The 22846-nt window shown below is 64.9% G+C and carries 23 protein-coding genes and 1 pseudogene; 13 read left to right on the top strand and 11 right to left on the bottom strand.

The window, feature by feature from the left end:
- Positions 1–16: 16 nt before the first annotated feature.
- The 5 genes and pseudogenes from RB2654_RS00990 to RB2654_RS00970 form a co-directional block, all read right to left on the bottom strand.
- Positions 17–1645 (bottom strand): annotated as a pseudogene (locus RB2654_RS00990) (FAD-binding protein); the annotation flags it as partial.
- Positions 1646–1804: 159 nt separating this feature from the next.
- Positions 1805–2362, bottom strand: a complete 558-nt coding sequence (locus RB2654_RS00985) for a nuclear transport factor 2 family protein (protein WP_008327669.1) — start codon at positions 2360–2362, stop codon at positions 1805–1807.
- Positions 2363–2387: 25 nt separating this feature from the next.
- Positions 2388–3536 (bottom strand): thiolase family protein, encoded by a 1149-nt coding sequence (locus tag RB2654_RS00980; protein WP_008327668.1) that lies wholly within the window; start codon positions 3534–3536, stop codon positions 2388–2390.
- Positions 3533–3907 (bottom strand): Zn-ribbon domain-containing OB-fold protein, encoded by a 375-nt coding sequence (locus RB2654_RS00975; protein ID WP_008327667.1) that lies wholly within the window; start codon positions 3905–3907, stop codon positions 3533–3535. Before RB2654_RS00975 ends, RB2654_RS00980 begins: the two co-directional genes overlap by 4 nt.
- A gap of 11 nt (positions 3908–3918) precedes the next feature.
- Complete coding sequence (locus tag RB2654_RS00970; RefSeq protein ID WP_008327666.1) at positions 3919–5202, bottom strand: CaiB/BaiF CoA transferase family protein; 1284 nt, start codon at positions 5200–5202, stop codon at positions 3919–3921.
- 176 nt (positions 5203–5378) lie between these two features.
- Between RB2654_RS00970 and RB2654_RS00965 the strand changes: the two genes are divergently transcribed.
- The 5 genes from RB2654_RS00965 to RB2654_RS00945 are packed head-to-tail and all read left to right on the top strand — an operon-like array spanning position 5379 to position 9504.
- Positions 5379–6140, top strand: coding sequence for an SDR family NAD(P)-dependent oxidoreductase (locus RB2654_RS00965; protein ID WP_008327665.1), 762 nt, complete (start codon positions 5379–5381; stop codon positions 6138–6140).
- Positions 6141–6160: 20 nt separating this feature from the next.
- Entirely contained in the window at positions 6161–7447 is a 1287-nt protein-coding gene (locus tag RB2654_RS00960; RefSeq protein WP_008327662.1) for an aromatic ring-hydroxylating oxygenase subunit alpha, read from the top strand.
- Positions 7431–7898 carry a MaoC family dehydratase gene (locus tag RB2654_RS00955; protein ID WP_008327651.1) on the top strand — a complete coding sequence of 156 codons (468 nt, stop codon included), beginning with the start codon at positions 7431–7433 and terminating at the stop codon, positions 7896–7898. Before RB2654_RS00960 ends, RB2654_RS00955 begins: the two co-directional genes overlap by 17 nt.
- Positions 7895–8638: a ThuA domain-containing protein gene (locus RB2654_RS00950; protein ID WP_008327649.1), complete on the top strand. Its 744-nt coding sequence runs from the start codon at positions 7895–7897 to the stop codon at positions 8636–8638. The genes RB2654_RS00955 and RB2654_RS00950 overlap by 4 nt, the downstream gene beginning before the upstream one ends.
- Positions 8635–9504: an alpha/beta fold hydrolase gene (locus tag RB2654_RS00945; RefSeq protein WP_008327647.1), complete on the top strand. Its 870-nt coding sequence runs from the start codon at positions 8635–8637 to the stop codon at positions 9502–9504. Before RB2654_RS00950 ends, RB2654_RS00945 begins: the two co-directional genes overlap by 4 nt.
- On the opposite strand, the gene RB2654_RS22185 is transcribed toward RB2654_RS00945, so the two are convergent.
- On the bottom strand, positions 9501–9827 hold the full coding sequence (locus RB2654_RS22185) for a Rieske (2Fe-2S) protein (RefSeq protein WP_008327645.1): 327 nt from the start codon (positions 9825–9827) through the stop codon (positions 9501–9503). The genes RB2654_RS00945 and RB2654_RS22185 overlap by 4 nt on opposite strands.
- A 9-nt stretch (positions 9828–9836) precedes the next feature.
- Positions 9837–11000 carry an acyl-CoA dehydrogenase family protein gene (locus RB2654_RS00935; protein ID WP_008327643.1) on the bottom strand — a complete coding sequence of 388 codons (1164 nt, stop codon included), beginning with the start codon at positions 10998–11000 and terminating at the stop codon, positions 9837–9839.
- 127 nt (positions 11001–11127) lie between these two features.
- Between RB2654_RS00935 and RB2654_RS00930 the strand changes: the two genes are divergently transcribed.
- From RB2654_RS00930 to RB2654_RS00920, 3 genes are read left to right on the top strand one after another with little or no spacing between them, the layout of a single operon-like run.
- Positions 11128–12093, top strand: coding sequence for a thiamine pyrophosphate-dependent dehydrogenase E1 component subunit alpha (locus RB2654_RS00930; protein ID WP_008327641.1), 966 nt, complete (start codon positions 11128–11130; stop codon positions 12091–12093).
- A 12-nt stretch (positions 12094–12105) separates the two neighbouring features.
- A complete protein-coding gene (locus tag RB2654_RS00925) occupies positions 12106–13131 on the top strand; it encodes an alpha-ketoacid dehydrogenase subunit beta (RefSeq protein WP_040884202.1) in 1026 nt (341 codons plus the stop codon).
- Between the two features lies 1 nt (position 13132).
- Complete coding sequence (locus tag RB2654_RS00920) at positions 13133–14551, top strand: dihydrolipoamide acetyltransferase family protein (RefSeq protein WP_008327637.1); 1419 nt, start codon at positions 13133–13135, stop codon at positions 14549–14551.
- Between the two features lie 74 nt (positions 14552–14625).
- On the opposite strand, the gene RB2654_RS00915 is transcribed toward RB2654_RS00920, so the two are convergent.
- Entirely contained in the window at positions 14626–15288 is a 663-nt protein-coding gene (locus tag RB2654_RS00915; protein ID WP_202795869.1) for a GntR family transcriptional regulator, read from the bottom strand.
- Between the two features lie 244 nt (positions 15289–15532).
- Between RB2654_RS00915 and RB2654_RS00910 the strand changes: the two genes are divergently transcribed.
- From RB2654_RS00910 to RB2654_RS00900, 3 genes are all read left to right on the top strand, one after another.
- Entirely contained in the window at positions 15533–16075 is a 543-nt protein-coding gene (locus tag RB2654_RS00910) for a VOC family protein (RefSeq protein WP_008327634.1), read from the top strand.
- Positions 16076–16085: 10 nt separating this feature from the next.
- Entirely contained in the window at positions 16086–16889 is an 804-nt protein-coding gene (locus RB2654_RS00905) for an SDR family NAD(P)-dependent oxidoreductase (RefSeq protein ID WP_008327630.1), read from the top strand.
- 70 nt (positions 16890–16959) lie between these two features.
- Positions 16960–17148 carry a hypothetical protein gene (locus tag RB2654_RS00900; RefSeq protein ID WP_008327626.1) on the top strand — a complete coding sequence of 63 codons (189 nt, stop codon included), beginning with the start codon at positions 16960–16962 and terminating at the stop codon, positions 17146–17148.
- On the opposite strand, the gene RB2654_RS00895 is transcribed toward RB2654_RS00900, so the two are convergent.
- The 3 genes from RB2654_RS00895 to RB2654_RS00885 are packed head-to-tail and all read right to left on the bottom strand — an operon-like array spanning position 17143 to position 20390.
- Positions 17143–18807, bottom strand: a complete 1665-nt coding sequence (locus RB2654_RS00895; RefSeq protein WP_008327625.1) for an AMP-binding protein — start codon at positions 18805–18807, stop codon at positions 17143–17145. The two genes, RB2654_RS00900 and RB2654_RS00895, sit on opposite strands and share 6 nt — an antisense overlap.
- On the bottom strand, positions 18804–19622 hold the full coding sequence (locus RB2654_RS00890; protein ID WP_008327624.1) for a ThuA domain-containing protein: 819 nt from the start codon (positions 19620–19622) through the stop codon (positions 18804–18806). The genes RB2654_RS00895 and RB2654_RS00890 overlap by 4 nt, the downstream gene beginning before the upstream one ends.
- A 6-nt stretch (positions 19623–19628) precedes the next feature.
- Positions 19629–20390, bottom strand: a complete 762-nt coding sequence (locus RB2654_RS00885) for an SDR family NAD(P)-dependent oxidoreductase (RefSeq protein WP_008327622.1) — start codon at positions 20388–20390, stop codon at positions 19629–19631.
- A 238-nt stretch (positions 20391–20628) separates the two neighbouring features.
- On the opposite strand from RB2654_RS00885, the gene RB2654_RS00880 reads away from it, so the two are divergent.
- Both RB2654_RS00880 and lpdA read left to right on the top strand, forming a co-directional pair.
- Positions 20629–21414, top strand: a complete 786-nt coding sequence (locus RB2654_RS00880) for an enoyl-CoA hydratase-related protein (RefSeq protein WP_008327620.1) — start codon at positions 20629–20631, stop codon at positions 21412–21414.
- A 1-nt stretch (position 21415) separates the two neighbouring features.
- A complete protein-coding gene (gene lpdA, locus RB2654_RS00875) occupies positions 21416–22843 on the top strand; it encodes a dihydrolipoyl dehydrogenase (RefSeq protein ID WP_008327618.1) in 1428 nt (475 codons plus the stop codon).
- Positions 22844–22846 lie beyond the last annotated feature (3 nt).

The raw sequence follows: 22846 nt of genomic DNA, 5'->3' as shown, positions 1-22846 counted from the left end.
GCACGGGCCTGATCGTTCAGTTCGCGCCCGTGATGTCGCGCGACACGAGGTAGGCCATCGCCAGCCCACGCCCCAGCGCGATCCCGCTGTTATAGCCGGTGCCGGAAACCGTCTGCGCGGTGCAGGAGCCGACGGCGTGCAGGCCCGGAATGGGTTTGCCGTCCTCGGACAAGACCCGGCCCTCGCCATCCACATGGATGCCGCTGTTGCCGACCGAGGCCGCGACGAAGCGCAGTTTCATGCCGTGGAAGGGCGGCTTTTCGATGGTGCCGAGCACCGGGTTCGGCTTGTTGTTCGGGTCGCCATAGAAGCGGCGGACGAACTCCTTGGTGCCGCGCCCGAACTCGGCGTCGTTATCGGCGGCGACGTAGCCGTTGAAGGTCTCGGCGGTCTGCGTGAGGCCCTCGGGGTCGATCCCCAACGCCTCGGCCAGCTCGGCCAATGTGTCGGCGGTGGTCACGAGGCCCTCGGGGTAAGGCTCGCCCGGCGGGGTCATGCCCAGCCCGTATTTCTCATGGCTCTGCTCGTCGAAGATGAGGAAGAAGGGCAGGTTTACGTCCCGGTTGCTCATCGTCTTGTCGGCCACGTCGGGCCAATAGCTGTCGTCGCAATACCGCTTGCCCGCGCGGTTCACGATCATGGTGTGCGGCATGGCGGTGTCGGGGCCGTAGGAGAAGCCTTCGTTATAGTCCGACTTCCACCCCGGCTGCATGGTCTGGGCGGTGGGGGGCAGATTGACGGTCGCGCCGCCGACCTGACGCACCAGCTTGATCCCGTCGCCGCGCAGGGTCTTGGGGCCGACGCTGCCCCATTGATCCGGCTCCAGCCCGACGAATTCGCGCACCAGATCGGGGTCGTTGTCGAAGGTCGAGGTGGCGAGGACCACGGGGCCGTCAAACTCCGCCTCGCCGTCGTCGGTGGTGGCGATCGCGCCGGTCACGCGCCCGTCTCCGTCATGCTTGAGGCCCGTGACCCGGTGCTTCAGCTTGATCGTGATCCCCGGCTCGCGCGCCACGCGGGCGAGGAAGCTGGCGACGACGCCGGTGCCGAAGGTGAGCATGTCGGGCATGTCCGATCCCGCAGGCTCCGCATCGCGGCGTTCGGACTGGCCGAAGCCCTGCATCTGCTTCGGCTCGGCATCCTCATCCTTCATCACCGACTGGCGGCGGCCCTTCGCGAAGAGTTCCGCATAATCGGTGCCGACCGGGAAATAGGGGCTGACGAGCAACTTGTCCTTCCATTCGCCCAGCTCATCGGAAGGGAAGGGCACGTTGGTCAGGTAGCGGCCAGCGGGGCGGGCCCCGTCGGAGGCGTTGAAGTAGTCGGCAAGACCGGGAATGACGGCCCATTTGATCGCGCCCACATCCTCCCAATACCGGATCGCGTCGGGGGCGGTGTCGATCCAGCGTTTCATCGCGGCTTCGTCCAGAAACTCGGGGTTCCTATGGGCGATGGCGCGGATGTATTTCTCGGCCAGTTCCTTGGTGTCGCCTTCGATCCCCTCACGCTCGGCCACGTGGTTGGCGCCCGCCCAGACTTGCCCGCCGGAATAGGCGGCGGCCCCGCCCATCTTTTCCCCGGCTTCGAGGATGGTCACGGCGCGCCCGCGTTGGGCAAGGCCAAGCGCGGCGGCAAGGCCGGAAAGGCCCCCCCCACAACGACGGCGGGTTCACGGTGTTCGGAATGGGTCTGGGTCATACTGGCTTTCCTGAAAATATCCCGCAGCACGCAGGGTTTCGCCCGCCCGCCCGACAACGGGGCAGGCGGTGGTCAATCGTTTCACGCTGTGGGGCGCGGGGCCGGGTCAGGCGTTTTCGTAGTGCTTGGCCCAGGTGTTGTAGCAATCGAACGTCTCGGGGTAGTCCGCGTCGCGCTGATCGCCGTAGGCCCGCATCCGTTTCTTCGATCCGAGCGCCTCGGCGTATTCGTGGACCGGCACGTAGTAGAGGAACTTGAGCGTGCGGCTGGAGAACTGCCAGACGCCGTTCACGCGCTGGTAGGTGTCGTCGTAACGCAGGCTGCCGACGAGGGTTTCGCCGTTGCGGTGCGCTTCGGCATGGCAGAAGCATTCGCCGGTGGCGCGGTCGGGGTCGTTTTCGTCGAAGGTGATGATGTTGTCGTGGGTCCAGTGGACCGAGATGGCGAGCACTTCGAAGCGTTTGCGATACATGTCGAGCACGCCGTCGCGGCCGATCCCCTCCATCATGCCGTCTTGGGATTTCACCACGGCATCCTCGGTGAAGATCGAGCGCAGAAGCGGCACGTCGCGGTCGTCGCAGGCCTTGCAGTACTTTGCGATGAGTTCGAGGATCTCGTTGCGGCTTTCAAGCCGGTCGATCCGTTTCAGAATGTCTTGATCCATGTCTTTCCTCCCTGAAAGCGCTGGGTCACGCGGTGTCGGGCGACCCGAAGATAAGTGTGGCTTGGCTGGACAGCACGCCGCCGTTGCCGTGGCTGACGGCGATTTCGGGGTTGTCGAGCTGGCGGTCTCCGGCTTCGCCCCGCAACTGGCGGACGGCTTCGACCATCGTGAACAGGCCGTACATGCCGGGGTGGCAGCAGGACAGGCCGCCGCCGTTAGTGTTGACGGGCAGGGCGCCGCCGGGGGCGATGGCCCCGGATGAGACGAAGCGCCCGCCTTCGCCCTTGGGGCAGAAGCCGAGGTCTTCGAGGAACAGGATCGTGTTGATCGTGAAGGCGTCGTAAAGCTGAACGCAGTCCACATCGTTCGGCGTGATCCCGGCGGCCTGCATCGCCTGCGGGCCGGTGATCGCGGCCCCGGTGACGGTGAGGTCGGGCATCGCCGCGATTTCCTTGTGCGTCACGGTCTGTGCGCCGCCCAGAAGGGGGATCGGCGCGCGGGTGCTTGCTGCCCGGTCGGCGCGGGTCATCACCACGGCGGCGGCCCCATCGGTGACGAGGCAGCAGTCGCGGGCGGTCAGGGGCGTCGAGATCATGCGGGCGGAGAGCACATCGTCGAGCGTCATGTCGCCCTGCCGGAACGCCTCGGGGTTCTTGTTCGCCCAGGCACGGGCGGCCAGCGCCACATTGGCAAGGTCTTCGCGGGTCGTGCCGAAGTCGTGCATGTGCCGGTTCGCGGCGAGCGCGTAGCCGCCCACGGGCATCATCGGACGGTGCGGGGTTTCATAGACGGAGGAACGGAGCGCCGACACCAGCCCGCCGGACGCGGTGCGCTGATTCGAGCCGTAGGTGATGAGCGCCACGTCGATCATCCCGGCGTCCAGCGCGAGCGCGGCATGGATCGCGTGACACAGGAAGGACGAGCCGCCGGTGCGGTTGTTGTCGGTGATCTTGGGCTGGAGCCCGAGGTATTCGGCCAGCGCGAGGCCGCCGAGGAAATCGTCGGGCAGGGCGGTGAACAGCCCGTCCACCTGATCCAGCGTGATCCCGGCGTCGTCCAGCGCGAGATGCGCAGCCTGTGCCGTCATTTCCATCGACGACCAGCCGGGGCATTCGCCCAGCCCGAAGGTGGACGCGCCGACGACGGCGGTGCGGGCGCGGGGAAAGCCGGTCATGCGCCCGGCCCGGCGGGTTCAAAGATCACATGCGGCGTCTCGGCATCAGCCACGATGCGGGCCTGCACGGCATCCCCTATGGCGACCGCATCGGCCGCGACCCCGCTCATCTGCGAGAGCATCCGCCCGCCTTCTTCCAGATCGACGAGAACGATGGCGCGGGCCTCGGCGTCGCGTTTCTGCTGGATCGTCACCGCATGGACGGTGCCGCGCCCGGACATTTCGGCCCAGTCTCCAAGCGGCGTGCCGGTGCCCGGCATCCGCAGGCGCGGGGGAAACACGGCGCGGCCCGAGATCGGATCGCGTTGCAGCATGAACCGACCCTCGGACAGGTAGGCGAGAAACTGGGCCTCGGTTCCGGTATCGGTCATGGGATGTCCCGTCAGATGATGTTGCGCGCCCGCAAATCTTCGATCTGCTCGTCGGTCAGGGTCAACCGTTCGCGCAGAAGCGACTCGGTATGTTCGCCGGCGAGCGGGGGCGGGCTGTTGTAGACGACCGGGGTGGCCGAGAACTTCAGCGGGCTGCCGACGACGCGCACGTCGCCCATCACGTCGTGATGCAGGGTGACGAACATATCGCGTTCGGCAAGCTGTTCGTCCCGCTCGATGTCGGCCATGTCGTTGATCGGCCCGCAGGAGACCTTGGCGCCGTTGATGACCTTCATCCAGTGGTGTTTGCCGTGGTGCGACAGCGCCTCGGTCATGTCCTTGGACAGTTGCTTGCGGTTGGCGAGCCGGTCGCGCGAGCGGGCGTATTTCTCGTCCGTCGCCCATTCGGGGTGGCCCAGCACCTCGGCCAGACGCGCGAATTCGCGGTCGTTGAAGGTCGCGATGAGGATGTGACCGTCGGCCACCTGAAACACGCCGTTGGGCACGGCGGTCGGGTGATCGTTGCCGGTGCGCGGCAGCGGGGCCTTGGCGTTGAGCCAGGCCGACAGCGAGTTGAGCAGGAGCGCCACCTGACTGTCGAACAGCGAAATGTCGATCTGCTGGCCCTTGCCGGTCTTTTCCCGGTCGATGATGGCCGCGAGGATGCCGATGACCGCGTTGTTGCCCGCCGTGATGTCGGCGATGGGCACGCCCACGCGCATCGGCCCGGCGCCGGTCATGCCGTCGGGCAGGCCCGTGACGGCCATCTGCCCGCCCATCGCCTGCACGAGGTAGTCGTAGCCAGAGCGGTCGGAATAGGGGCCGGTCTGGCCGAACCCGGTGATCGAGCAGTAGATCAGGCGCGGGTTGATCTTGGCGAGGTCGTCGTAGCCCAGCCCGTAGCGGGCCAGCGTTCCGGTGCGGAAGTTCTCGATGAAGATGTCGGCCTCGGCCACCAGACCGCGCAGGATCTCGGCCCCGTCCGGGTGCGCGAAATCGAGGGTGAGCGAGCGTTTGCCGCGGTTCACCGTCTGGAAGTAGGTGCTTTGTTCGAGGTCGTCGGTGGGCGAGGTCACCCAGGGCGGGCCGAGGGTGCGCAGATCGTCGCCGCCGCCCACGCGTTCGATCTTGATGACGTCCGCGCCCAGATCGGCCAGCGTCTGTCCGGCCAGCGGCCCGGCGACAACGCGACTGAGGTCGAGCACTTTCATCCCAGCAAGGATTCCGCCGCCTACGCCGCTTGCGACCTGCGCAGCGTTGGTTCCGGGGCTCGCTTTCGCCGAGCTGTCGTTCATGCGTTTCCTCCCTTGGTCCCGTTCCCGATGTGTGACATTTCGCCGTTATGCGGAAACAAGTTTCTGGGTATACAATAGGGCGGTCATGATATACCTGTAAAGAGCAATCATGCGCCATTGCCCGTTGCATCCGTCATAAGGACGCACGACCATGTGAGAGAGGGAGGACAGCTGACATGGAGCTTGGCCTGAAGGGAATGAAGGCAGCCGTGACCGGGGGAAGCCGGGGCATCGGCAAGGCGATCGCCATGCATCTGGCACAGGAAGGATGCGACGTATCCATCTGTGCACGGGGTGAAGAGGGAATCGCCGCGACTCGGGCCGAGATCGAGGCGGAAGGCGTCAGAAGCTTCGGAACCGCGCTTCAGGGGCGCGACGGCGATGCGGTGCGCGGCTGGATGCGCGAGACCTGCGACGTGTTCGGCGGACTGGACCTTCTTGTATGCAGTTTGTCGGGTGGCGGTGGTACGAACGAGGAAGGCTACTGGCGCAGATCGTTCGAAATCGACGTGATGAGCGCCACGCGCGCGGTGGACGAGGCCTATCCGCATCTCAAGAAAAGCGGCAAGGGTTCGATCCTCGTGATCTCGTCCATGGCCGCTGCCGAGACTTTCGTGTCGCCGATGGCCTATAATGCGATGAAGGCGTCGCTGGTCACGTGGTCCAAGCAACTGGCCGAGCAATACGCGCCCAAGGGCATCCGCGTGAACTGCCTTGAGCCGGGGCCGACCATGTTCCCCGGCTCGAACTGGGAAATGATAAAGGTCGCCCGCTCGCGCACCTATGCGGGCGTCCTGCGCCAGCAGCCGACACGGCGCATGGGCGAGGTGGACGAGATTGCCAAGTCCGCCGTGTTTCTGGCCAGCCCGGCGGCAAGCTGGGTCACCGGCGCCACGCTGCGCGTCGACGGCGGATACACCAAGGGCGTGCAATTCTGACGTCGCATGAGGAGAGAGTGATGACCATTCAACGCGTCAAACCCGGCGATTTCACCAAGACGCCGGTGGACAAGACCGAAGACCCGGATTTCGGGACCGAGATGATTCCCAAGGAGCGGTATACGAGCCGCGACTTCATGCAGAAGGAATGGGACCGGCTCTGGACGAAGGTCTGGAACTGGGGCTGCGCCTCGCAGGATATCGAAGAGCCGGGCGACTACATCGTCACCTCGCTGGGCAAGGAAGAGATCCTTCTGACGCGCCAGCCCGACGGCACGGCGAAGGGCTTTTACAACGTCTGCCAGCATCGCGGGAACCGGCTGATGATGGGGCAGGGGAACGCGACCACGTTCAAGTGCAACTATCACCATTGGGAATACAAGCTGACGGGCGAGTTCGAGAACATCCCCGATATCGAGACCTTCCCCCAAGGTGCGCCGCCCTGTGGCGGCCTGACCGAGGTGCGGGTCGAGGAATGGAACGGGTTCGTCTTTTTCTGTCTCGATCCCGACGGCGAGTCGTTCGACGATTTCATCCACCCGCTGAAGGAACACCTCGGCCCCTATCACTTCGACCGGATGGTGAAGGTCACCGACTGGACGGTCGAGTGGGAGTGCAACTGGAAAACCAGCGTGGATGCGTTCAACGAGTCGTATCACGTGCAGGGCATCCATCCCGAGCTGCTTTACTTCATCGAGGACAAGCACCTTCAGATCGACACTTATGAAAAGCACAACCGCTATCTCATCCCCTTCGCGACGATCAGTCACCGGGTGAACGAGACGACGGAAATTCCGCACCTGATCAAGCACGCGATGAAAGAGGCGGGGATGGACCCGGCGGATTTCGACGGGCGGATCAGCGAAATTCGCCCCGCGCTTCAGAAATGGAAGCGCGAGCATGGCGCCGAGCAGGGGCTGGATTACAGCGACCTGAACGACGAGCAGCTGACTGACGATTATCACTACATGATCTTCCCGAACATCACGATGAACACCCATGCGGATGACCTGATGCTGTTCAGGCAGCGCCCGCACGAGACGGACCCGGACAAGATGTATTTCGACGTCCAGATGTTCAAACTCCTGAAAAAGGACGAAGAGAAGCCGCGCCGCAAACCCAAGAACGAACGGTTCAAGCATGGCGAGCGGTCGATGGGTCTGGTCATCGATCAGGACGCGGCGAACCTGCCGGGGGTTCAGCGGGGGATGCATTCCGAAGCCTACGAAGGGCTTTGGCTGGGCGATCAGGAGTTGCGTATCCGTCATTTCCACAAGGTGCTGATGGACTATGTCGGCGAAGACTGATCCGCACCCCGCGCGTAAGTGGGAAGATCTGGAGATCGGGGAGGAGACGACCTCCTCGCCGCTGACCGTGACCGCCGAGGACATGGTGGAATTCGCGGGTCGCTATGATCCGCAGTATTTCCACAACGACGCCGAGGCGGCGAAGGAGTCGCTGTTCGGGGAACTGGTGGCGAGCGGTATTCACACCGCCGCGCTGTGGCGGATCATGGATCACGAGGTGAACGGGAACGTCGATTGGGTCTGCGGCGTCCAGTGGGACAACGTGCGCTGGAGCCGCGCGGTGCGGGCGGGCGACACGCTGACCGCGCATTCGCGGGTGGTGTCCAAACGCCCCAGCGAAAGCCGCCCCGGCGTGGGTCTGGCCGTGCTGGAGCATTGGCTGGTCAATCAGGACGGGGTGACGGTGTTCAGCTTCGCCTCGACCGATCTGGTGTATCGGCGGGCGGCATGAGGCTGCCGCCCCGCGTGGACGTGCTGCTGATCACCGGCGGCCCCTATCACGACATGGATCACGCGCGGCTGGCGCTGCTGGGCTTCATGGCCGAGCACGAACGGATGCGCGTGACGGTGCGCGAAGGCTATGCCGCAGACGACATCGCGGCGGCGGATGTGATCGTGACTTATACCTGCGACAGGGTGCCGGATGATCCCGCGCTCGACGCGCTGACGGCCTTCGTCGAGGGTGGCGGGCGGTGGTTCGCGCTGCATGGGACGAACAGCCGGATGGTGCTGGACGGCGACAAGCCCGTGGTCTGCCCGCCCTTGCCGGAGCGGCTGCTGGACCTGTTGGGAAGCCAGTTCGCCGCGCATCCGGTGCCGGGACGGTTCAAGGTGAAACCCGTGGGCGCGCATGACCTGACGCGCGGCCTGTCCGCGTTCTTCGTCGAGGACGAGCAATATCTTCAGCATCACCTGCCGGGCAACGAGGTGCTGCTGGAAACCGAGTTCGAGGGCGAGACGCCCCTGTTCGAGACGGCGCAGTGGGCGCGGGCGGCGCATCAGGTGATGTATCTGCGCGCGCGGGGCGAGGGGGCGGTTCTATACCTGACGCTGGGCCACACGCGCGGGCGCTACGACATGCGGCCCGTGGCCGAGGAATACCCGTTCGTTGAGCGGGGATCGTGGGATCACCCGGATTTTCAAACGCTGATCCGGCGCGGCCTGCGCTGGACGATGAAAGAGACGATATGACCATCCAGACCTGCGAGCCGGGCGCGACGCGCGTGACCTACAAGATGGACGACGGCGTGACGCTGGTGGGCGAGGCCTTCGGTGCGGCGGATGCGCCGCCCGTGATTCTGGCCCATGGCGGCGGGCAGACGCGCTATGCCTGGAGCCGGGTGGCGCAGCGGCTGGGCGATGCGGGGTGGCAAGCGGTCGCGCTCGACCTGCGCGGGCATGGGGAAAGCGACTGGCACGAGGGCGGCGATTACTCGATCCCGCGCTTCGGCCACGACCTTGACCATGTCGCGCGGCAGTTCGGGCAGAAACCTGTGATCGTCGGGGCCTCGCTTGGCGGGAATGCCGGGCTTCTGGTCGCGGGGCAGGGGGCCGATGCGCCCTGTCGCGGGCTGGTGCTGGTGGACATCACGCCGAAGATCGACGAGCGCGGCGTGGACAAGATCATCGGGTTCATGGGCCGCCATATGGACGAGGGTTTCGCCAGTTACGACGAAGCGGCCGAGGCCATCGCCGGATACACGAACCGCAAGGGGCGCAAGTCGAACCGCGACAGCCTGCGCCGGTATCTGCGCGAGGGCGAGGACGGGCGGCTGAGGTGGCACTGGGATCCGGCGTTCATCGTCGGGCGCAAGTCGTCGCGTATGGCCCCCGAAAGCCTTGGCCAGCTCGAAGGCGCGCTGGCTGCCGTGACCGTGCCGATCCTGCTGGTGCGTGGGTCGAACAGCGATCTGGTGAACGATGAAAGCGTGGCGGAATTCCTGAAAATCGCACCGCAGGCGCAGTTTCGCGACGTGACCGGCGCGGGCCACATGATCGTGGGCGACCGCAACGACGTGTTCGCCGAGACGCTGGACGATTTCCTGAGCGGGCTTTAGCGGTTCGGCTTCACCAGCACGCGGCGGCCTTCGATCTTCACGTCGAACTTCGGCAGGTTCGGGCAGGCGGATTTCGCCTTGCCCGTTTTTATGTCGAACCGTGCGCCGTGGTGCGGGCAGGTGATTTCGCCCCCCTCCACCTTGCCGCCGTCGAGCTTGCCGAAGGAATGGGTGCAGAAGCCGGAGAAGGCCACGATCTCGCCGCGCGCATCGCGTGAGAGCATGACCTCCTGACTGCCGATGGAGGTGAAGAAGACGCCCGTTTTCGGCACCTGCATGGTGGAACAGGCGTCTTCGTAGTCTTTTTGTCCGCCGGGTAGCATCGCGCCCCCTCAGTTGGCCCGTTGGTTGAAGCGCCGCCCGACCATGGCCGAGGCGATGTTCACTTTCTGGATGTCGATCGCGCCGCCTGCAATCCCCCAGCCCCAGCTGTCACGCAGGCGCCGTTCCATCGGGTATTCTTTCGAATAGCCGTAGCCACCCATGAGCTGCACGGCGGTCCCCGTCACCTCGCGGCTGATCTCGTTGGCATAGCACTTGGCGATGGAGCTTTCGAGGATCGAGGGCATCCCGTCCTCGGCATTGCTCGCGGCGCGGTGGATCAGAAGGCGCGCGCCTTCGACGCGGATCTTCATCTCGGCCAGCTTGATCTGGACGCCCTGGAATTCGACGATGGGGCGGCCGAATTGCTTGCGCTCCTGCACATAGGCCTGAACATCATCCAATGCGCCCGAGGCTTGGCCCAGCGACATGGTGGCGTTGCCGCAGCGTTCGAGGTCGAAGGCTTCCATCAGCTTCTTGAAGCCGCCGGCGGGCACGATCACCGCGTCGAGCGGCAGTTCCACGTCGTCGAAGTTGAGGTCGGACGAGGGCACGCCGCGGAACCCCATGAGTTCCTCTTGCGGGCCGAAGGACAGGCCGGGCGTGCCCTTTTCGACATAGACCGCGCCGATCCCCTTGGCGCCGGGGTCGTCGGACATGCGGCAGTAGACGACATAACCGTCCGCGTGACCGCCGCCCGAGCACCAGCGTTTCGTGCCGTTGAGAATCACCTTGTCGCCGTCGATGACCGCGCGGGTTTTCAGATCGGTCAGCGCCGAGCCCGCGTCGGGTTCGGACATGGACACGGCCACGACCGCCTCGCCTGCGCAGACGCGCGGGATCACCCGTTCCTTGAGGCTGTCCTGCGCGAAATGTTCGATGGCGCGCACCGGGCCGACGCAGCTTTCAAAGACCGGGAAGGCGACGGCGGAGGAAATCTTGGCGAATTCCTCGACCACCAGCAGGGCTTCGAGGTTGCCAAGGCCAAGCCCGCCGTACTTTTCGGCCACGTTGATTCCAAGGAACCCCATCTCGGCGTAGCGGGCGAGCCACTCGGCCGGAACGGGTTCACATTTCGCCTCGAGCTCCTTTGCAAGCTCGGGCAATTGCTCCTGCGCGAAACGCCGGGCGGCTTCTTGCAGGCTCTTCTGATCGTCGGTCAGCTTGAAGTCCATTCGGCCCTCTCCTCCGCTGTGAATACAAAAACAGGTCTTTTCATATACACAAAAATCTGAGATGAGTATATGCAATCGCTCAAAAAGCCGAGAAAGTGGGCTTTGGGGGCACAAACGGGAGGATACAATGCAGCAAAGCCCGGATCAGATCCGGCAGGCCTATCGCCAGATGCGGTTGATCCGCGAGTTCGAAGAGCGCCTGCATGTCGAGAACCCCAAGGGCGAGATCGCCGGGTTCACGCACCTCTATTCGGGGCAGGAGGCGATTGCGGTCGGCGTCTGCGAGAATCTGCGCGACAACGATTACATCATCTCGACGCACCGGGGGCATGGTCATTGCCTTGCCCGTGGCTGCGACCCCAAGGGGATGATGCACGAGATTTACGGGCGGGCCGACGGGCTGTGCAAAGGGCGCGGCGGCTCTATGCACATTGCCGATCTGGACAAGGGTATGCTGGGCGCGAACGGCATCGTGGGCGGCGGCCAGCCGATCGCGGTGGGCGCGGCGGTGGCCTGCAAGGCACGCGGCGACGGGTCGGTTTCGGTCAGCTTCACCGGCGACGGCGCGTCGAACCAGGGCACGGTGTTCGAGGCGATGAACATGGCGGTGGTGCTGAAGCTGCCCAAGGTCTTCGTGCTCGAGAACAACGGCTACTCGGAACACACCGGGGCGAGCTACGGGATCGGCGGCGATCTGAAGACCCGGACCGAGGGGTTCGGCATCCCGGTGTGGGAAGCCGACGGGTTCGACTATTTCTCTGTATACGAAGCGGCGGAAAAGGCCATCGAACATGCCCGCGCGAGCAACGGGCCGAGCGCCATTCTGGCCACCGCGACCCGGTATTTCGGCCATTTCGAGGGCGATCCGCAGAACTATCGCGCCAAGGACGAAGTGAAGAACTTCCGCGAAACCGTCGATGCGCTGAAACAGATGCGTGAAAAGGTGACGGGGGCGGGCATCTTCACCGCCGAGGAACTGGACGCCATCGACGACGAGGTTCTGGCGCTGATCGACGCGAGCGTCGAGAGCGCGCGCACCGGCCCGACGCCGGGCGCGGACACGATGATGTCCGATGTCTACATCGATTACTGAGGGAGGCGCGTCATGGCTGTTTTGACGATGCGCGATGCGCTGAACCAGGCGCTGCATGAGGAAATGGAACGCGATCCGAGCGTGATCGTGATGGGCGAGGATGTGGCCGGCGGGTCCGGCGGCACCTCGGGCAATATCGAGGCTGCGGGGGGCATTTTCGGTGTCACCAAGGGGCTGAAAACCAAGTATGGCGCGGACCGAGTGATCGACACTCCGATCTCGGAAAGCGCGATCATCGGGCTGGCCAACGGGTCGGCGCTGGCCGGGATGCGGCCTGTGGCCGAGTTGATGTTCGCGGATTTCGTGGGCGTCTCGATGGACCAGATTTTCAACCAGATGGCCAAGTTCCGTTACATGTTCGGCGGCAAGGCCAAGACGCCCGTGGTGCTGCGCATGAGCATGGGGGCGGGGATGAACGCCGCCGCCCAGCACAGCCAGACGATCTATCCGATGCTGACCATGGTGCCGGGGCTGAAGGTCGTGATCCCGTCGAACCCGGCGGATGCCAAGGGTCTGATGAAACAGGCGATCCGCGACGACGACCCGGTGATGTTCTTCGAGCATAAGGCGCTTTATTCGAAAAAGGGCGAGGTGCCGGAGGGCGAATACCTGACCCTGTTCGGCGAGGCCGATCTGGTGCGCGAGGGCAAGGATTGCACCGTCGTCGCGCTGGCCCGGATGGTGCCGTTCGCGATGAAGGCGGTCGACAAGCTGGCGGAAGAGGGGATCACCTGTGACCTGATCGACCCGCGCACCACGTCGCCGCTGGACGAGGATACGATCCTTGAAAGCCTGTCGATGACCGGGCGTCTGGTGGTCGTGGACGAGTCGAACCCGATGTGTTCGATCGCTTCTGAGATTGCGAGCATCGCGGCGTCGAAGGGCTTCGGCAGCCTGCGCGCGCCGGTCGAAAAGGTGACCGCGCCGCATACGCCGGTGCCCTTCGCGCGTGAGCTTGAGCGCCTCTATGTGCCCAGCCCCAACGATATCGAAGCCGCGATCCGCCGGACGCTGGCCAACCAAGTGGAGGGCGTGTGAGATGACCGGGATTACGCCGATCACGCTTCCGAAATGGGGGCTGGAAATGTCCGAAGGCACGGTGACCGGATGGCATCTGGCCGAAGGTGACAGCGCCGAAAAGGGCGCCGAGCTTGTGGACGTGGAAACCGACAAGATCGTCAATGTCGTCGAGTTGGATCAGGCCGGAACGCTGCGCCGGATCGTCGTGCCCGAGGGCGAGACGGTTCCCGTGGGCACCCTGATCGCCGTCTTTGCCGATGCCTCGGTGGATGACGCGGCCATCGACGGGTTCATCGCGGACTACAAACCCGTCGATGCCTCGTTCGAGCCGGGGGCGGATGCACCCGCCGCGCCTGCCAAGGCCGAAGCGCCCGCACCGGAGCCTGCGAAAGACGTGAAGGCCACGCCGCTCGCCCGCCGCGCGGCCGAGGCCGGGGGCGTCGATCTTGCCAGTGTCGAGGGCACGGGCCGGGGCGGCAAGGTCACCAAGGACGATGTGGCCAAGGCCGGGGGCGGTGCGCCCAAGCGCAGCCCCGAAGAGGTCCGGGCCGAGAACGACGGCGTTCATGCCAGCCCCATCGCGCGCAAGTTCGCGAACGAGGTCGGGCTTGGGATGAAGGGTCTGACCGGATCGGGCCGCAAGGGCCGGGTGTCGCTGAAGGATGCGCAGGCAGCCGCGATTGCGGGCGGTCTATGGACCCGTCCGGCGACCGTGTCCCGTGGGCCGGTCGCGACGGCGGCCCCCGCCGGGGCCGGGGCCGAACAGCCGTTCACGGGAATGCGCAAGTCCATCGCCAAGGCGCTGGTGCAATCCAAACAGACGGTGCCGCATTTCTATACGACCGTGGATATCGAGGTCGACGCGCTCATGGACCTGCGAAAGGGCATGAACGGTTCGGCGGACGAGGGCGATCCGAAGGTGTCGGTGAACGACTTCCTACTGAAAGCCTGTGCGCTGGCGCTCGCAAAGCATCCGGGCGTGAACGTCCATGTCTCGGACACCGGGGTCACGCCTTTCGAGCAAGCCGACATCGCCATGGCCGTGGCCATCGACGGCGGGTTGATTACCCCCGTGGTGCGCAACGTCGGCGGGCGCGGCCTGCGCGACATCGCGGCGGATGCCAAGGCGCTGGCCGGAAAGGCGCGCGACCGGGCGCTTTCGGGCGACGAGATGACGGGCGGCACCTTTACCCTGTCGAACCTCGGCATGTTCGGGGTGCGGGAGTTCGATGCGATCATCAACCCGCCGCAAGCCGCGATCCTCGCCGTGGGTGGCCCGCGCCGGGAAGCGCGCGAGGTGGACGGTGGGGTTGGCTTTGTCAGCGTCATGTCCGTGACGCTGTCCGCCGATCACCGTGCGGTGGACGGGGCGTTGGCCGCCGAGTTCCTGCGCACGCTCAGAGGTTTGATCGAAGCTCCCCTGCGTCTGGTTTCCTGACGCGCCTTCGATCGAACAAAAAACCGCCGGGTCTCCTCCCCCGGCGGTTTTTTTCGTTTCGCGATGGTGTCGGGTCAGCCGTTGGCGGCGGCCATCTGACGGTCGCCGAGCGCGATGTATTCGGCCAGCACGTCGCCCTGCACGTTGGTGTGCTTGCGGAACAGGTCGGCGGCGAGGTCGTAGTCGCCCGCGCAGATCGCCTCCATGATCGCTTCGTGGTCGCGCAGGTTGTTTTCCGAGCGGCCCGGATAGTTCAGCTGGAAGCGACGATAGGGGACGAGCTTGATGCCGAGGCGGTTCGTCGTCTCGATCAGTTCGTGGTTGTGGGTGCCTTCGATCACCATGAGGTGGAACTTGCGGCTCAGAAGGTAATACTTGTCCTGATCGCCGGTATCGAAGGCCTCGACCGAGGCTTCGTGCAGCTTGCGCAACGCCGTGCGTTCCTGCGGCGTCATGCGGCGGGCGGCGAATTTGGCGCAGATCCCTTCGAGTTCCGACATCACCTCGAACAGGCGGATCATGTCGGACAGGTCGATCTGGGTGACGATCGCGCCCTGACGCGGCTTCTTTTCGACGAGGCCGGACTGGATGAGCTGAAGCATCGCCTCGCGCACCGGGGTGCGGGAGACCGAGAACCTTCGCGCAAGCGCTTCTTCATCGAGGGAGGCGCCGGGCGCCAGACGACCGGAGAAAATGTCGTTCTCCAGCGCGAGTCGCACCGTTTGCGCGTGTGTCATGCCCGAGGTTTTTGCCATCGACAGCCAGACCTTTCCGAGTTCTCGTTACTCACCATTCGTGTTTTTTACAGTAGCATTTGGAATACCTGACTTTCCAGACTTTTGCGCAACCACAGGACGATTCCGGCCACTTTCTTGGGCGGCGTGGCGGGATTTCGCAACAAACCCCGGTTTTTGGCAGAAGTTTCCCTTTCATACGGTATGCGAAGGGTGATATTTCGGTATACAAGAGAGGGAGGAGCGCATGAGCCGCATCTTTGGCGAGATCCGACAGGTCGCCTATATCACCGACGACATGGACAGAACGCTGGCGTTTCTGAGCGAAACGGCCGGGATCGGTCCGTGGTTCGTGGCGCGCGACGTCACGCTGAAAGACGTCACCTATCGCGGCACGACCTGCGATCTGAGGATCGGGGCGGCGCTGGCCAATTCCGGGGCGTTGCAGATCGAGGTGATCCAGCAGCACAACGACGTGCCTTCGATGTACACTGAGTTCACCGACCGCAACGGATTCGGGCTAATCCCGCAGCATTATTCGGCCTGGCCCACGGCGTATGACGCCACGCTGCGCCGGGCGCTGGACGCCGGGTTCGAGGTCATACAGGAGGGGCGGTCGGCCTATGGGCCGCTGTCCTATCTTCAGCATCCCGAGACGCCGGATTTCTACATGGAACTGACCGAGCTGACGGCGGAGCGGAAGTCGATTTTCGATCAGGTGCGGGATGCGGCGGACGGCTGGGACGGCAGCGACCCGGTGCGCGAAGGTTGGCCCACGCCGAAGGTATGAGGAGAGGGACATGACAGGACGACTGAACGGCAAGCGCGCGATCATTCTGGGCGCGGCGGCCGAGGGGAACCTTGGTCAGGTGACGGCACGCCAGTTCGCCGCCGAGGGGGCCAAGGTGTTGGTCGCGGGCCGGCACGAGGGGCCGCTCAAGGCGCTGGCGGATGAGATCGGCGGGGCTTATGCGCTGTGCGACATCACCGATGAGGGGCAGCTTGCCGCGATGGTGGCGAAATGCGTGGACAGCTTCGGCGGCGTCGATCTGGCGGTCAATTGCACCGGCTGGGGCCTGCTGACCCCGTTCCTCGACAACACGCGCGAAGAGCTGGAAAAGATGTGCGCCCTGCAATTCGTCGGGCCGTTCCAGTTCTTTCAGGCGGTGCTACGCGAAATGGCGGACGGCGGATCGCTGGTTCAGGTCTCGTCGGCCACGGCCAAGATCATGATGGACGATCATTCGGCCTACATGGGCACGAAAGCGGGGATCGACCACGTGATCCGCACCATCGCGAACGAGTTCGGGTCGCGCGGCATCCGTGCCAACAGCGTGGCACCGGGGTTCACCGCGTCGCCCATGACGGAACGCGCGGCGAAAAACCCGGCGGTCGTCGGGGCCTTCGCCAAGGAATACCCGCTGGGCCGGGTCGGCACGCTGAAAGACACCGCCGAGGCGATCACATGGCTTTGCACTGACGCCTGTTTCATGACGGGCGAAGTGGTGCAGGTGAACGGCGGCGTCACCCTGCGGCGCAACCCGACCAACGCCGAGATCGTGGCGGCGGCCAAGGCCGCCAAGGCCGCGCGCGAGGCTGGTTGACCCAGGGCAGGGTTTGTTCGGCGCATCCGATGGCGTAGCTTTCCAACGTCGCGTCATCGGAGGTTGCCACATGGACGACACGCACGGCGAAGGGCCGAAAGCTGAGAGCACTGACGCCCGGCTTGGCACGCAAGATGCTTTGCGGCGGCTGCTTCAGCCCCGTCAGGACGGGCGCTTTGTGTCGCTCGACGCAGGCCGAGCGCAGACGCAGCGGATGCTGAATCGCAAGCGCGCCGAGCTGATGGGCCGGGGTCTATAGCCGTGACTTCGGGTCGATCTTCTCGTCCCGGCTGAAATCACGGGGCAGCTTGAATTTCTGGATCTTGGTCGTGGACATCGGCCATTCGGACACGATCCGCACGTAACGCGGAATCTTGTAGCTGGCGATCTGGCCGATGCAGTGGTCCACCACGTCCTCGGGCGTCAGGGATGCGCCGGGGACAAGCTCGACATAGGCCGCCGCGACTTCGAACAGGTGGTCATCTTCGACCCCGATCACTTGGGCGATCTGGATGTCGGGATGGGCGCAAAGGTATGTCTCGATCTCAAGCGCGGCGACGTTTTCACCGCCGATCTTGAGCATATCCTTAAGGCGCCCGTCATAGGTGATGTGGCCATCGCCCGACACGTAACCCATATCGCCGGTGCGCAGCCATTTGCCGCCGTCGACCAGTGTTTCGGCTGTCTTGTCCGGGTCTTTGTAATAGCCGTCAAAGAGGCAGAAGCCGCCGATCCAGATCTCGCCGCGCTCAACCGGGCTGCAATCCTTGCCGGTCACCGGGTCCACGGCCTTGGCGAGCACCCCGTCGAACACGCGGCCCGACACCTGCGTCGCCTCGGCGGGCGGGTCATTCGGGTCGGTATAGCAGCACACGCCTGTCGCCTCGGTCAGACCGTAGGCGTTGATGTACTGCGCGCCGTCGAAAGCGCGGGTGTATTTCTCCATCAAGTCCGCCGGGCCGACCGTGTGGAGGAACCGCAGCGCGGACAGGTCGCGGGTTTTGAAATCCGGGTGCTGGATCACCTGATTGACCAGCGTGGGGAACGACAGGTAGCCGAAGCTCACCCGCTCCTCCTCCATCTGCCGCAGCGTGCGGGCAGGCTCGAAATGCGCGGTGCAGATCTGGGTCGCGCCGGAGGCACGGCAGGCGGCCATCGGCAGCATCGTGGACATATGGAAGAAGGGCAGCGGGTTCATCACGCTGTCGTCCGGGGTCAGCCCGAACCGCTCGGCAAAGCTCGCCCCGATCATCGACAGGGTGCGATGGGTAATCATGCAGGCCTTGGGATGGGCCGTGGTCCCCGACGAATACATCATCAGCGCATGATCGTCGGGCGATGTCGCCCGCATCAGCGCGTCGATGCGCGCCTCGTCCACGCGGTCTGCCCCGGCGAGGAAATCGTCGCGGGTCGGCCAGACCGTCTCACGCGGGTCGCCGAGGTTGAAGACGGCGCGCAGGCGCGGCGCCTCTTCCAGATCGAGCGGCCCGCCGGCCCAGATGTGAAGGTCCGGGTAGATGCGGGTGAGCATCGCGCGGAAATCCATGTGGGGCAGGGCGTGGCCGCCGATGAACAGCACGTCCATGTCCGAATGATGGACGGCATAGGCGAGGTCGTCGTCCTTGAACCGCGCGTTGATGGTCAGGGTCACGGCCCCGATCATCCCGGCGGCGTAGAACAGGCGCACGTAGTCCATGCAGTTGGGCATGAGCACGCCGACATGGGCACCGGGGGCGACCCCGGCGGCACGCAGGGCGCGGGCCCAAAGGCGGGCTTCGGTGTAAAGCTCGGACCACGTCAGACGCTCGTCATCCACGATAACGGCGGTGGTGTCGGGCCATGCGGACGCAGCTTGGGCGAGCATGGTGGCGGCGGTTTCGGCCCCGGCGGCGGTGACGCGGTCGCTGGGTTCGGTCATGCCGCGCGCGCCCAGTCGGCGGCCGCGTCACTGGTCACCCAGTCGATCGCGTTGCGCAGGAGCGAGCGGAAATTCGCGTCGCCATAGGTCGAGGCGTCGTTGCCGCAAAGGATCGTCACGGTCGGCGCATTCCCGGCCTTTTTCGCCCAGGCGATCAGGTTCGTGCCGGGGCCGTGGCTCCAGCCATCCCGCGTCCACATCCGGGCGTTCAGCGCGTTGGCGGCGGAATAGAAATTGTCCTGCTCGAAGGCGTAGTCGGCGCGCAGGAGCGGCACGATGTCATCCTCGAGCATATCCATGAGGTATAGCTCGTCGGTGAGCGTGAAGCCTCCTTCGAGCCCCTTGGTCACCGGATGATCGCCCTCGGGCGTCATGGTGAATTCGACGGGGAACAGGTAGCCGCTGTCGGGATAGTCGCGGCCCTTGTAGGTGCCGGGCTGGTAGAAAAAGCGCGTGCCGATGGCTTCGGCATACTCATCCCACAGCGGCCAGCCGGCCACGGCGTGATGCAGGAAAATCATCGGTTTGCCCGCGTCCAGAAGGCCGCGAAAGCCGGTCTTGAACGTCTCGGACGGTTCGATGAGTAGCGGGGGTTTGGGCGTTTTGAACTGAAGCCCCGGCACGTCGTAGAAAAGGAGCGCGTCGAAATCCGACGCGCCCTCAGGTGACATCAGCGCCGTGGTGGCGGGCTGTTCCACATGGGTCCAGGTCATGCCGCGCATGTCGTCGAACATGCCGAAGAACGCGGGCGTGTCGAACGGATGCCCCTTGGTCGAAACCAAAAGGTTCAGGGGCGCATCATAGCGGATGACCATGGTGGATCAGAACTGCACGCGCTTGGTAAAGCCGCCGTCCACGATCAGGTTGGTGCCGGTGACCCAGCTTGCCGCGTCGGAGGCAAGGAAGGCGATGCACTTGGCCACTTCGTCCGCCTCACCCATGCGCCCGTCGGGCTGCTGCGCGAGGATCGAGTTGAAGAACGCTTCGTCCGAGTCGCGGATCTGCGCCCAGGAGCCGCCTTCGATCAGGATCGGACCCGGCGAGACGACGTTGAAGCGGATGCCGCGCTTGCCGTGGAACTGGCTCATCTGCTTGGCATAGGTGATGAGCGAGGCCTTGATCGAGTTGTAGGGCATCGGCGCGATGAAGGTTTCGACCGCGGCGGTGGTCGAGATGAACACGACCGAGGCGTTGCCCGAGGCTTTCATATAGGGAAACAGCGCGTCGAAGCCGCGCACACAGCCCATGAGGTCGATCTCGAAGGCTTTGTACCAGCTCTTCTCGCCGTCCATGCCGCCGCCAGCGGAGACGCCGGGAACGAAGATGTCGCAACCGCCGAGTTCCTCGGCGGCGTCCTTGAGCCACTGCTGGTAGCCCTCGACCTCTTTCACGTTGGCGGTGCCGCCGACGACCTTGACGCCCTTGCCTTCGAGCTCGGCCACGGTCGCTTTCACGTCGTCTTCCGAGCGCGCGCAGAAGGCGATGTCGCAGCCTTCTTCGACCAGAATGTCGAGCAGCGCCCGGCAGATGCCCTTGGTGCCGCCGGTGACGATTGCTTTTTTCCCTTTCAGGCCAAGATCCATGCCTGTTCCTCCCGTTTGATTCCGGCCCGGTTCGGCCCTTTCGCTTCCGTATACAGAAAAATCGGTTTTCTGTCCATTGGCAAGGGCTACAATGCCTAAGCCTGCGCAATACATGCCATCGGGAACCGTAAAAGCCCTGTTTTTCAAGGCATGTTCTATCCCGCGTTTTGAATACGGAAATTGCTCGCTTTACACACAAGCCTCAAATTCCGTATACGAGTAGCGGGAGGATTTGCGCATGAGCGAGCTTGTCGTCGTGACGAAAGACGGGGCGGTGGCCGAACTTCGGTTCAACCGGCCCGAGGCGCTCAATGCGCTGGATCTGCCGATCTCGCGCGCCTTCGCCGCCGCCGTTGCCGATGTGACTGCCGATCCCGGCGTCCGCGCCATCGTGCTGTCGGGCGAGGGGCGGGCGTTCGTCGCGGGTGGGGATGTGTCGGCCATGGCCGCTGACCCGGACCGGGGGCATGAGGTCGTCGATGCGCTGCTCGAAGTTCTGAACCCGGCGCTGATCGCGCTGCGCGAAAACGATGCGCCGGTGATTGCCGCCGTGCGCGGGGTCGCTGCCGGGGCCGGGCTGTCGCTTGTCGCGAATGCCGACATCGTGGTGGCGGACGAGAATGCGAAATTCGTCATGGCCTACGATCAGGTCGCGGGGGTGCCCGATTGCGGCGGCTCGTGGTTCCTGACCCACCGCCTTGGCCGCGCCCGCGTGATGGACATGATGCTGACCGGCGCGCCGATGACGGCGGCGGAGGCGCAGGTCGCGGGCCTCGTGTCGCGGCTGGTGCCTGCGGACGAGGTCGATGCCACCGCCCGCACGCTCGCCGCCAAGATCGCCACCGGGCCGACCGCCAGTTTCGGGCGTTTCCGCCGGCTGGTCGATGCCGCGCCGCACACGACACTGGCCGACCAACTGGCCGCCGAACGCGCGGCCTTTGTCGCCGCCGCACAATCAGACGATTTCCGCGAAGGCGTCGCGGCCTTCACCGCGCGGCGCAAACCTGAGTTCAAGGGACGATAGAATGGCAGACTACGACATCATCGTGATCGGCGGTGGCCCCGGTGGCTACACCGCCGCGATCCGGGCCGCGCAACTGGGCATGAAGGCCGCCGTGGTCGAGCGGGAGCATCTGGGCGGCATCTGTTCCAACTGGGGCTGTATTCCGACCAAGGCGCTTTTGCGGTCCGCCGAGATGCTGACGCATATGAACCACGCCGCCGATTTCGGAATCGACCTGTCCGGCAAGGCCAAGCCGAACGTCGCCGCTATCGTCGAACGCTCGCGCGGGATCGCCGAGCGGATGAACGGCGGGGTGGGGATGCTTCTGCGCAAGAACAAGGTGGACGTGATCTGGGGGCAGGCCAAGCTGACCGCCCCCGGCACGGTCGAGGTCGGGGAACCGGACAAGGCGGCGTGCGAACCGCAGGCGCCCGCGCCCAAAGGGGTGAAGCCGCATGGAAGCTATTCGGCGGATCACATCATCATCGCCACGGGCGCCCGCCCGCGAGTCTTGCCGGGGCTGGAGCCGGACGGAGACCGCATCTGGACCTATTTCGAGGCGCTGAAGCCCGAAGCCGCGCCGAAAAGCATGGCCATCGTCGGGTCGGGTGCGATCGGGGTCGAATTCGCGAGTTTCTATGCCGCGATGGGGACCGAGGTGACGGTGGTCGAGATGGTCGACCGCATCCTGCCCGCCGAGGATGCCGAAGTGTCGGCCTTCATGCAGAAGGCGCTGGAAAAACGCGGGATCGCGTTCCGCACCGGGGCGAAGATCGACAGCGCCAAGGTGGGCAAGAAGGACGTGACCCTGACGCTGGAGGGGGGAGAAACCCTGAAGGTCGAGCGGGTGATTTCCGCCGCCGGGGTCGTCGCCAATACCGAGGGGCTGGGGCTGGAAGGCATCGGGATCACGCTGGAAAAGGGTCTGATCCCCACCACCGGCGCGGGGGCCACGGCTGCCCGCGGTGTCTATGCCATCGGTGACATCACCGGCGCGCCGATGCTGGCCCACAAGGCCGAGCATGAGGCCGCGCTGTGTGTCGAGGCCATCGCGGGCGAAGCGGTGCACCCGATGAACAAGAACCGTATTCCCGGTTGCACCTATTGCGATCCGCAGGTCGCCTCCATCGGGCTGACGGAAGCGCAGGCGAAGGAGACGGGTCGCAGCCTCAAGGTCGGCAAGTTCCCGTTTCTGGCCAATGGCAAGGCTATCGCTCTGGGCGACGATCAGGGCATGGCCAAGGTGATTTTCGACGCGGACACCGGCGAGCTTCTGGGCGCGCATCTGGCCGGCCCCGAAGTGACCGAGCTGATCCACGGCTTCGCCACCGCGATGGAGCTGGAAAGCACCGAGGCCGAGATTATCGACACGATCTATCCGCACCCGACGATTTCCGAGGTGATGAAAGAGGCCGTGATGGCCGCCTATGGACGGGCCGTGAACATCTGAGGA

Source organism: Maritimibacter alkaliphilus HTCC2654 (assembly GCF_000152805.1).
Classification (GTDB): domain Bacteria; phylum Pseudomonadota; class Alphaproteobacteria; order Rhodobacterales; family Rhodobacteraceae; genus Maritimibacter; species Maritimibacter alkaliphilus.
This window is presented reverse-complemented; position numbering and strand designations above follow the sequence as displayed.

Coding starts and splice junctions, on each gene's coding strand:
- RB2654_RS00985 (WP_008327669.1), bottom strand. CDS start 2,362: ATGGATCAAGACATTCTGAAACGGATCGACCGGCTTGAAAGCCGCAAC.
- RB2654_RS00980 (WP_008327668.1), bottom strand. CDS start 3,536: ATGACCGGCTTTCCCCGCGCCCGCACCGCCGTCGTCGGCGCGTCCACC.
- RB2654_RS00975 (WP_008327667.1), bottom strand. CDS start 3,907: ATGACCGATACCGGAACCGAGGCCCAGTTTCTCGCCTACCTGTCCGAG.
- RB2654_RS00970 (WP_008327666.1), bottom strand. CDS start 5,202: ATGAACGACAGCTCGGCGAAAGCGAGCCCCGGAACCAACGCTGCGCAG.
- RB2654_RS00965 (WP_008327665.1), top strand. CDS start 5,379: ATGGAGCTTGGCCTGAAGGGAATGAAGGCAGCCGTGACCGGGGGAAGC.
- RB2654_RS00960 (WP_008327662.1), top strand. CDS start 6,161: ATGACCATTCAACGCGTCAAACCCGGCGATTTCACCAAGACGCCGGTG.
- RB2654_RS00955 (WP_008327651.1), top strand. CDS start 7,431: ATGTCGGCGAAGACTGATCCGCACCCCGCGCGTAAGTGGGAAGATCTG.
- RB2654_RS00950 (WP_008327649.1), top strand. CDS start 7,895: ATGAGGCTGCCGCCCCGCGTGGACGTGCTGCTGATCACCGGCGGCCCC.
- RB2654_RS00945 (WP_008327647.1), top strand. CDS start 8,635: ATGACCATCCAGACCTGCGAGCCGGGCGCGACGCGCGTGACCTACAAG.
- RB2654_RS22185 (WP_008327645.1), bottom strand. CDS start 9,827: ATGCTACCCGGCGGACAAAAAGACTACGAAGACGCCTGTTCCACCATG.
- RB2654_RS00935 (WP_008327643.1), bottom strand. CDS start 11,000: ATGGACTTCAAGCTGACCGACGATCAGAAGAGCCTGCAAGAAGCCGCC.
- RB2654_RS00930 (WP_008327641.1), top strand. CDS start 11,128: ATGCAGCAAAGCCCGGATCAGATCCGGCAGGCCTATCGCCAGATGCGG.
- RB2654_RS00925 (WP_040884202.1), top strand. CDS start 12,106: ATGGCTGTTTTGACGATGCGCGATGCGCTGAACCAGGCGCTGCATGAG.
- RB2654_RS00920 (WP_008327637.1), top strand. CDS start 13,133: ATGACCGGGATTACGCCGATCACGCTTCCGAAATGGGGGCTGGAAATG.
- RB2654_RS00915 (WP_202795869.1), bottom strand. CDS start 15,288: ATGACACACGCGCAAACGGTGCGACTCGCGCTGGAGAACGACATTTTC.
- RB2654_RS00910 (WP_008327634.1), top strand. CDS start 15,533: ATGAGCCGCATCTTTGGCGAGATCCGACAGGTCGCCTATATCACCGAC.
- RB2654_RS00905 (WP_008327630.1), top strand. CDS start 16,086: ATGACAGGACGACTGAACGGCAAGCGCGCGATCATTCTGGGCGCGGCG.
- RB2654_RS00900 (WP_008327626.1), top strand. CDS start 16,960: ATGGACGACACGCACGGCGAAGGGCCGAAAGCTGAGAGCACTGACGCC.
- RB2654_RS00895 (WP_008327625.1), bottom strand. CDS start 18,807: ATGACCGAACCCAGCGACCGCGTCACCGCCGCCGGGGCCGAAACCGCC.
- RB2654_RS00890 (WP_008327624.1), bottom strand. CDS start 19,622: ATGGTCATCCGCTATGATGCGCCCCTGAACCTTTTGGTTTCGACCAAG.
- RB2654_RS00885 (WP_008327622.1), bottom strand. CDS start 20,390: ATGGATCTTGGCCTGAAAGGGAAAAAAGCAATCGTCACCGGCGGCACC.
- RB2654_RS00880 (WP_008327620.1), top strand. CDS start 20,629: ATGAGCGAGCTTGTCGTCGTGACGAAAGACGGGGCGGTGGCCGAACTT.
- lpdA (WP_008327618.1), top strand. CDS start 21,416: ATGGCAGACTACGACATCATCGTGATCGGCGGTGGCCCCGGTGGCTAC.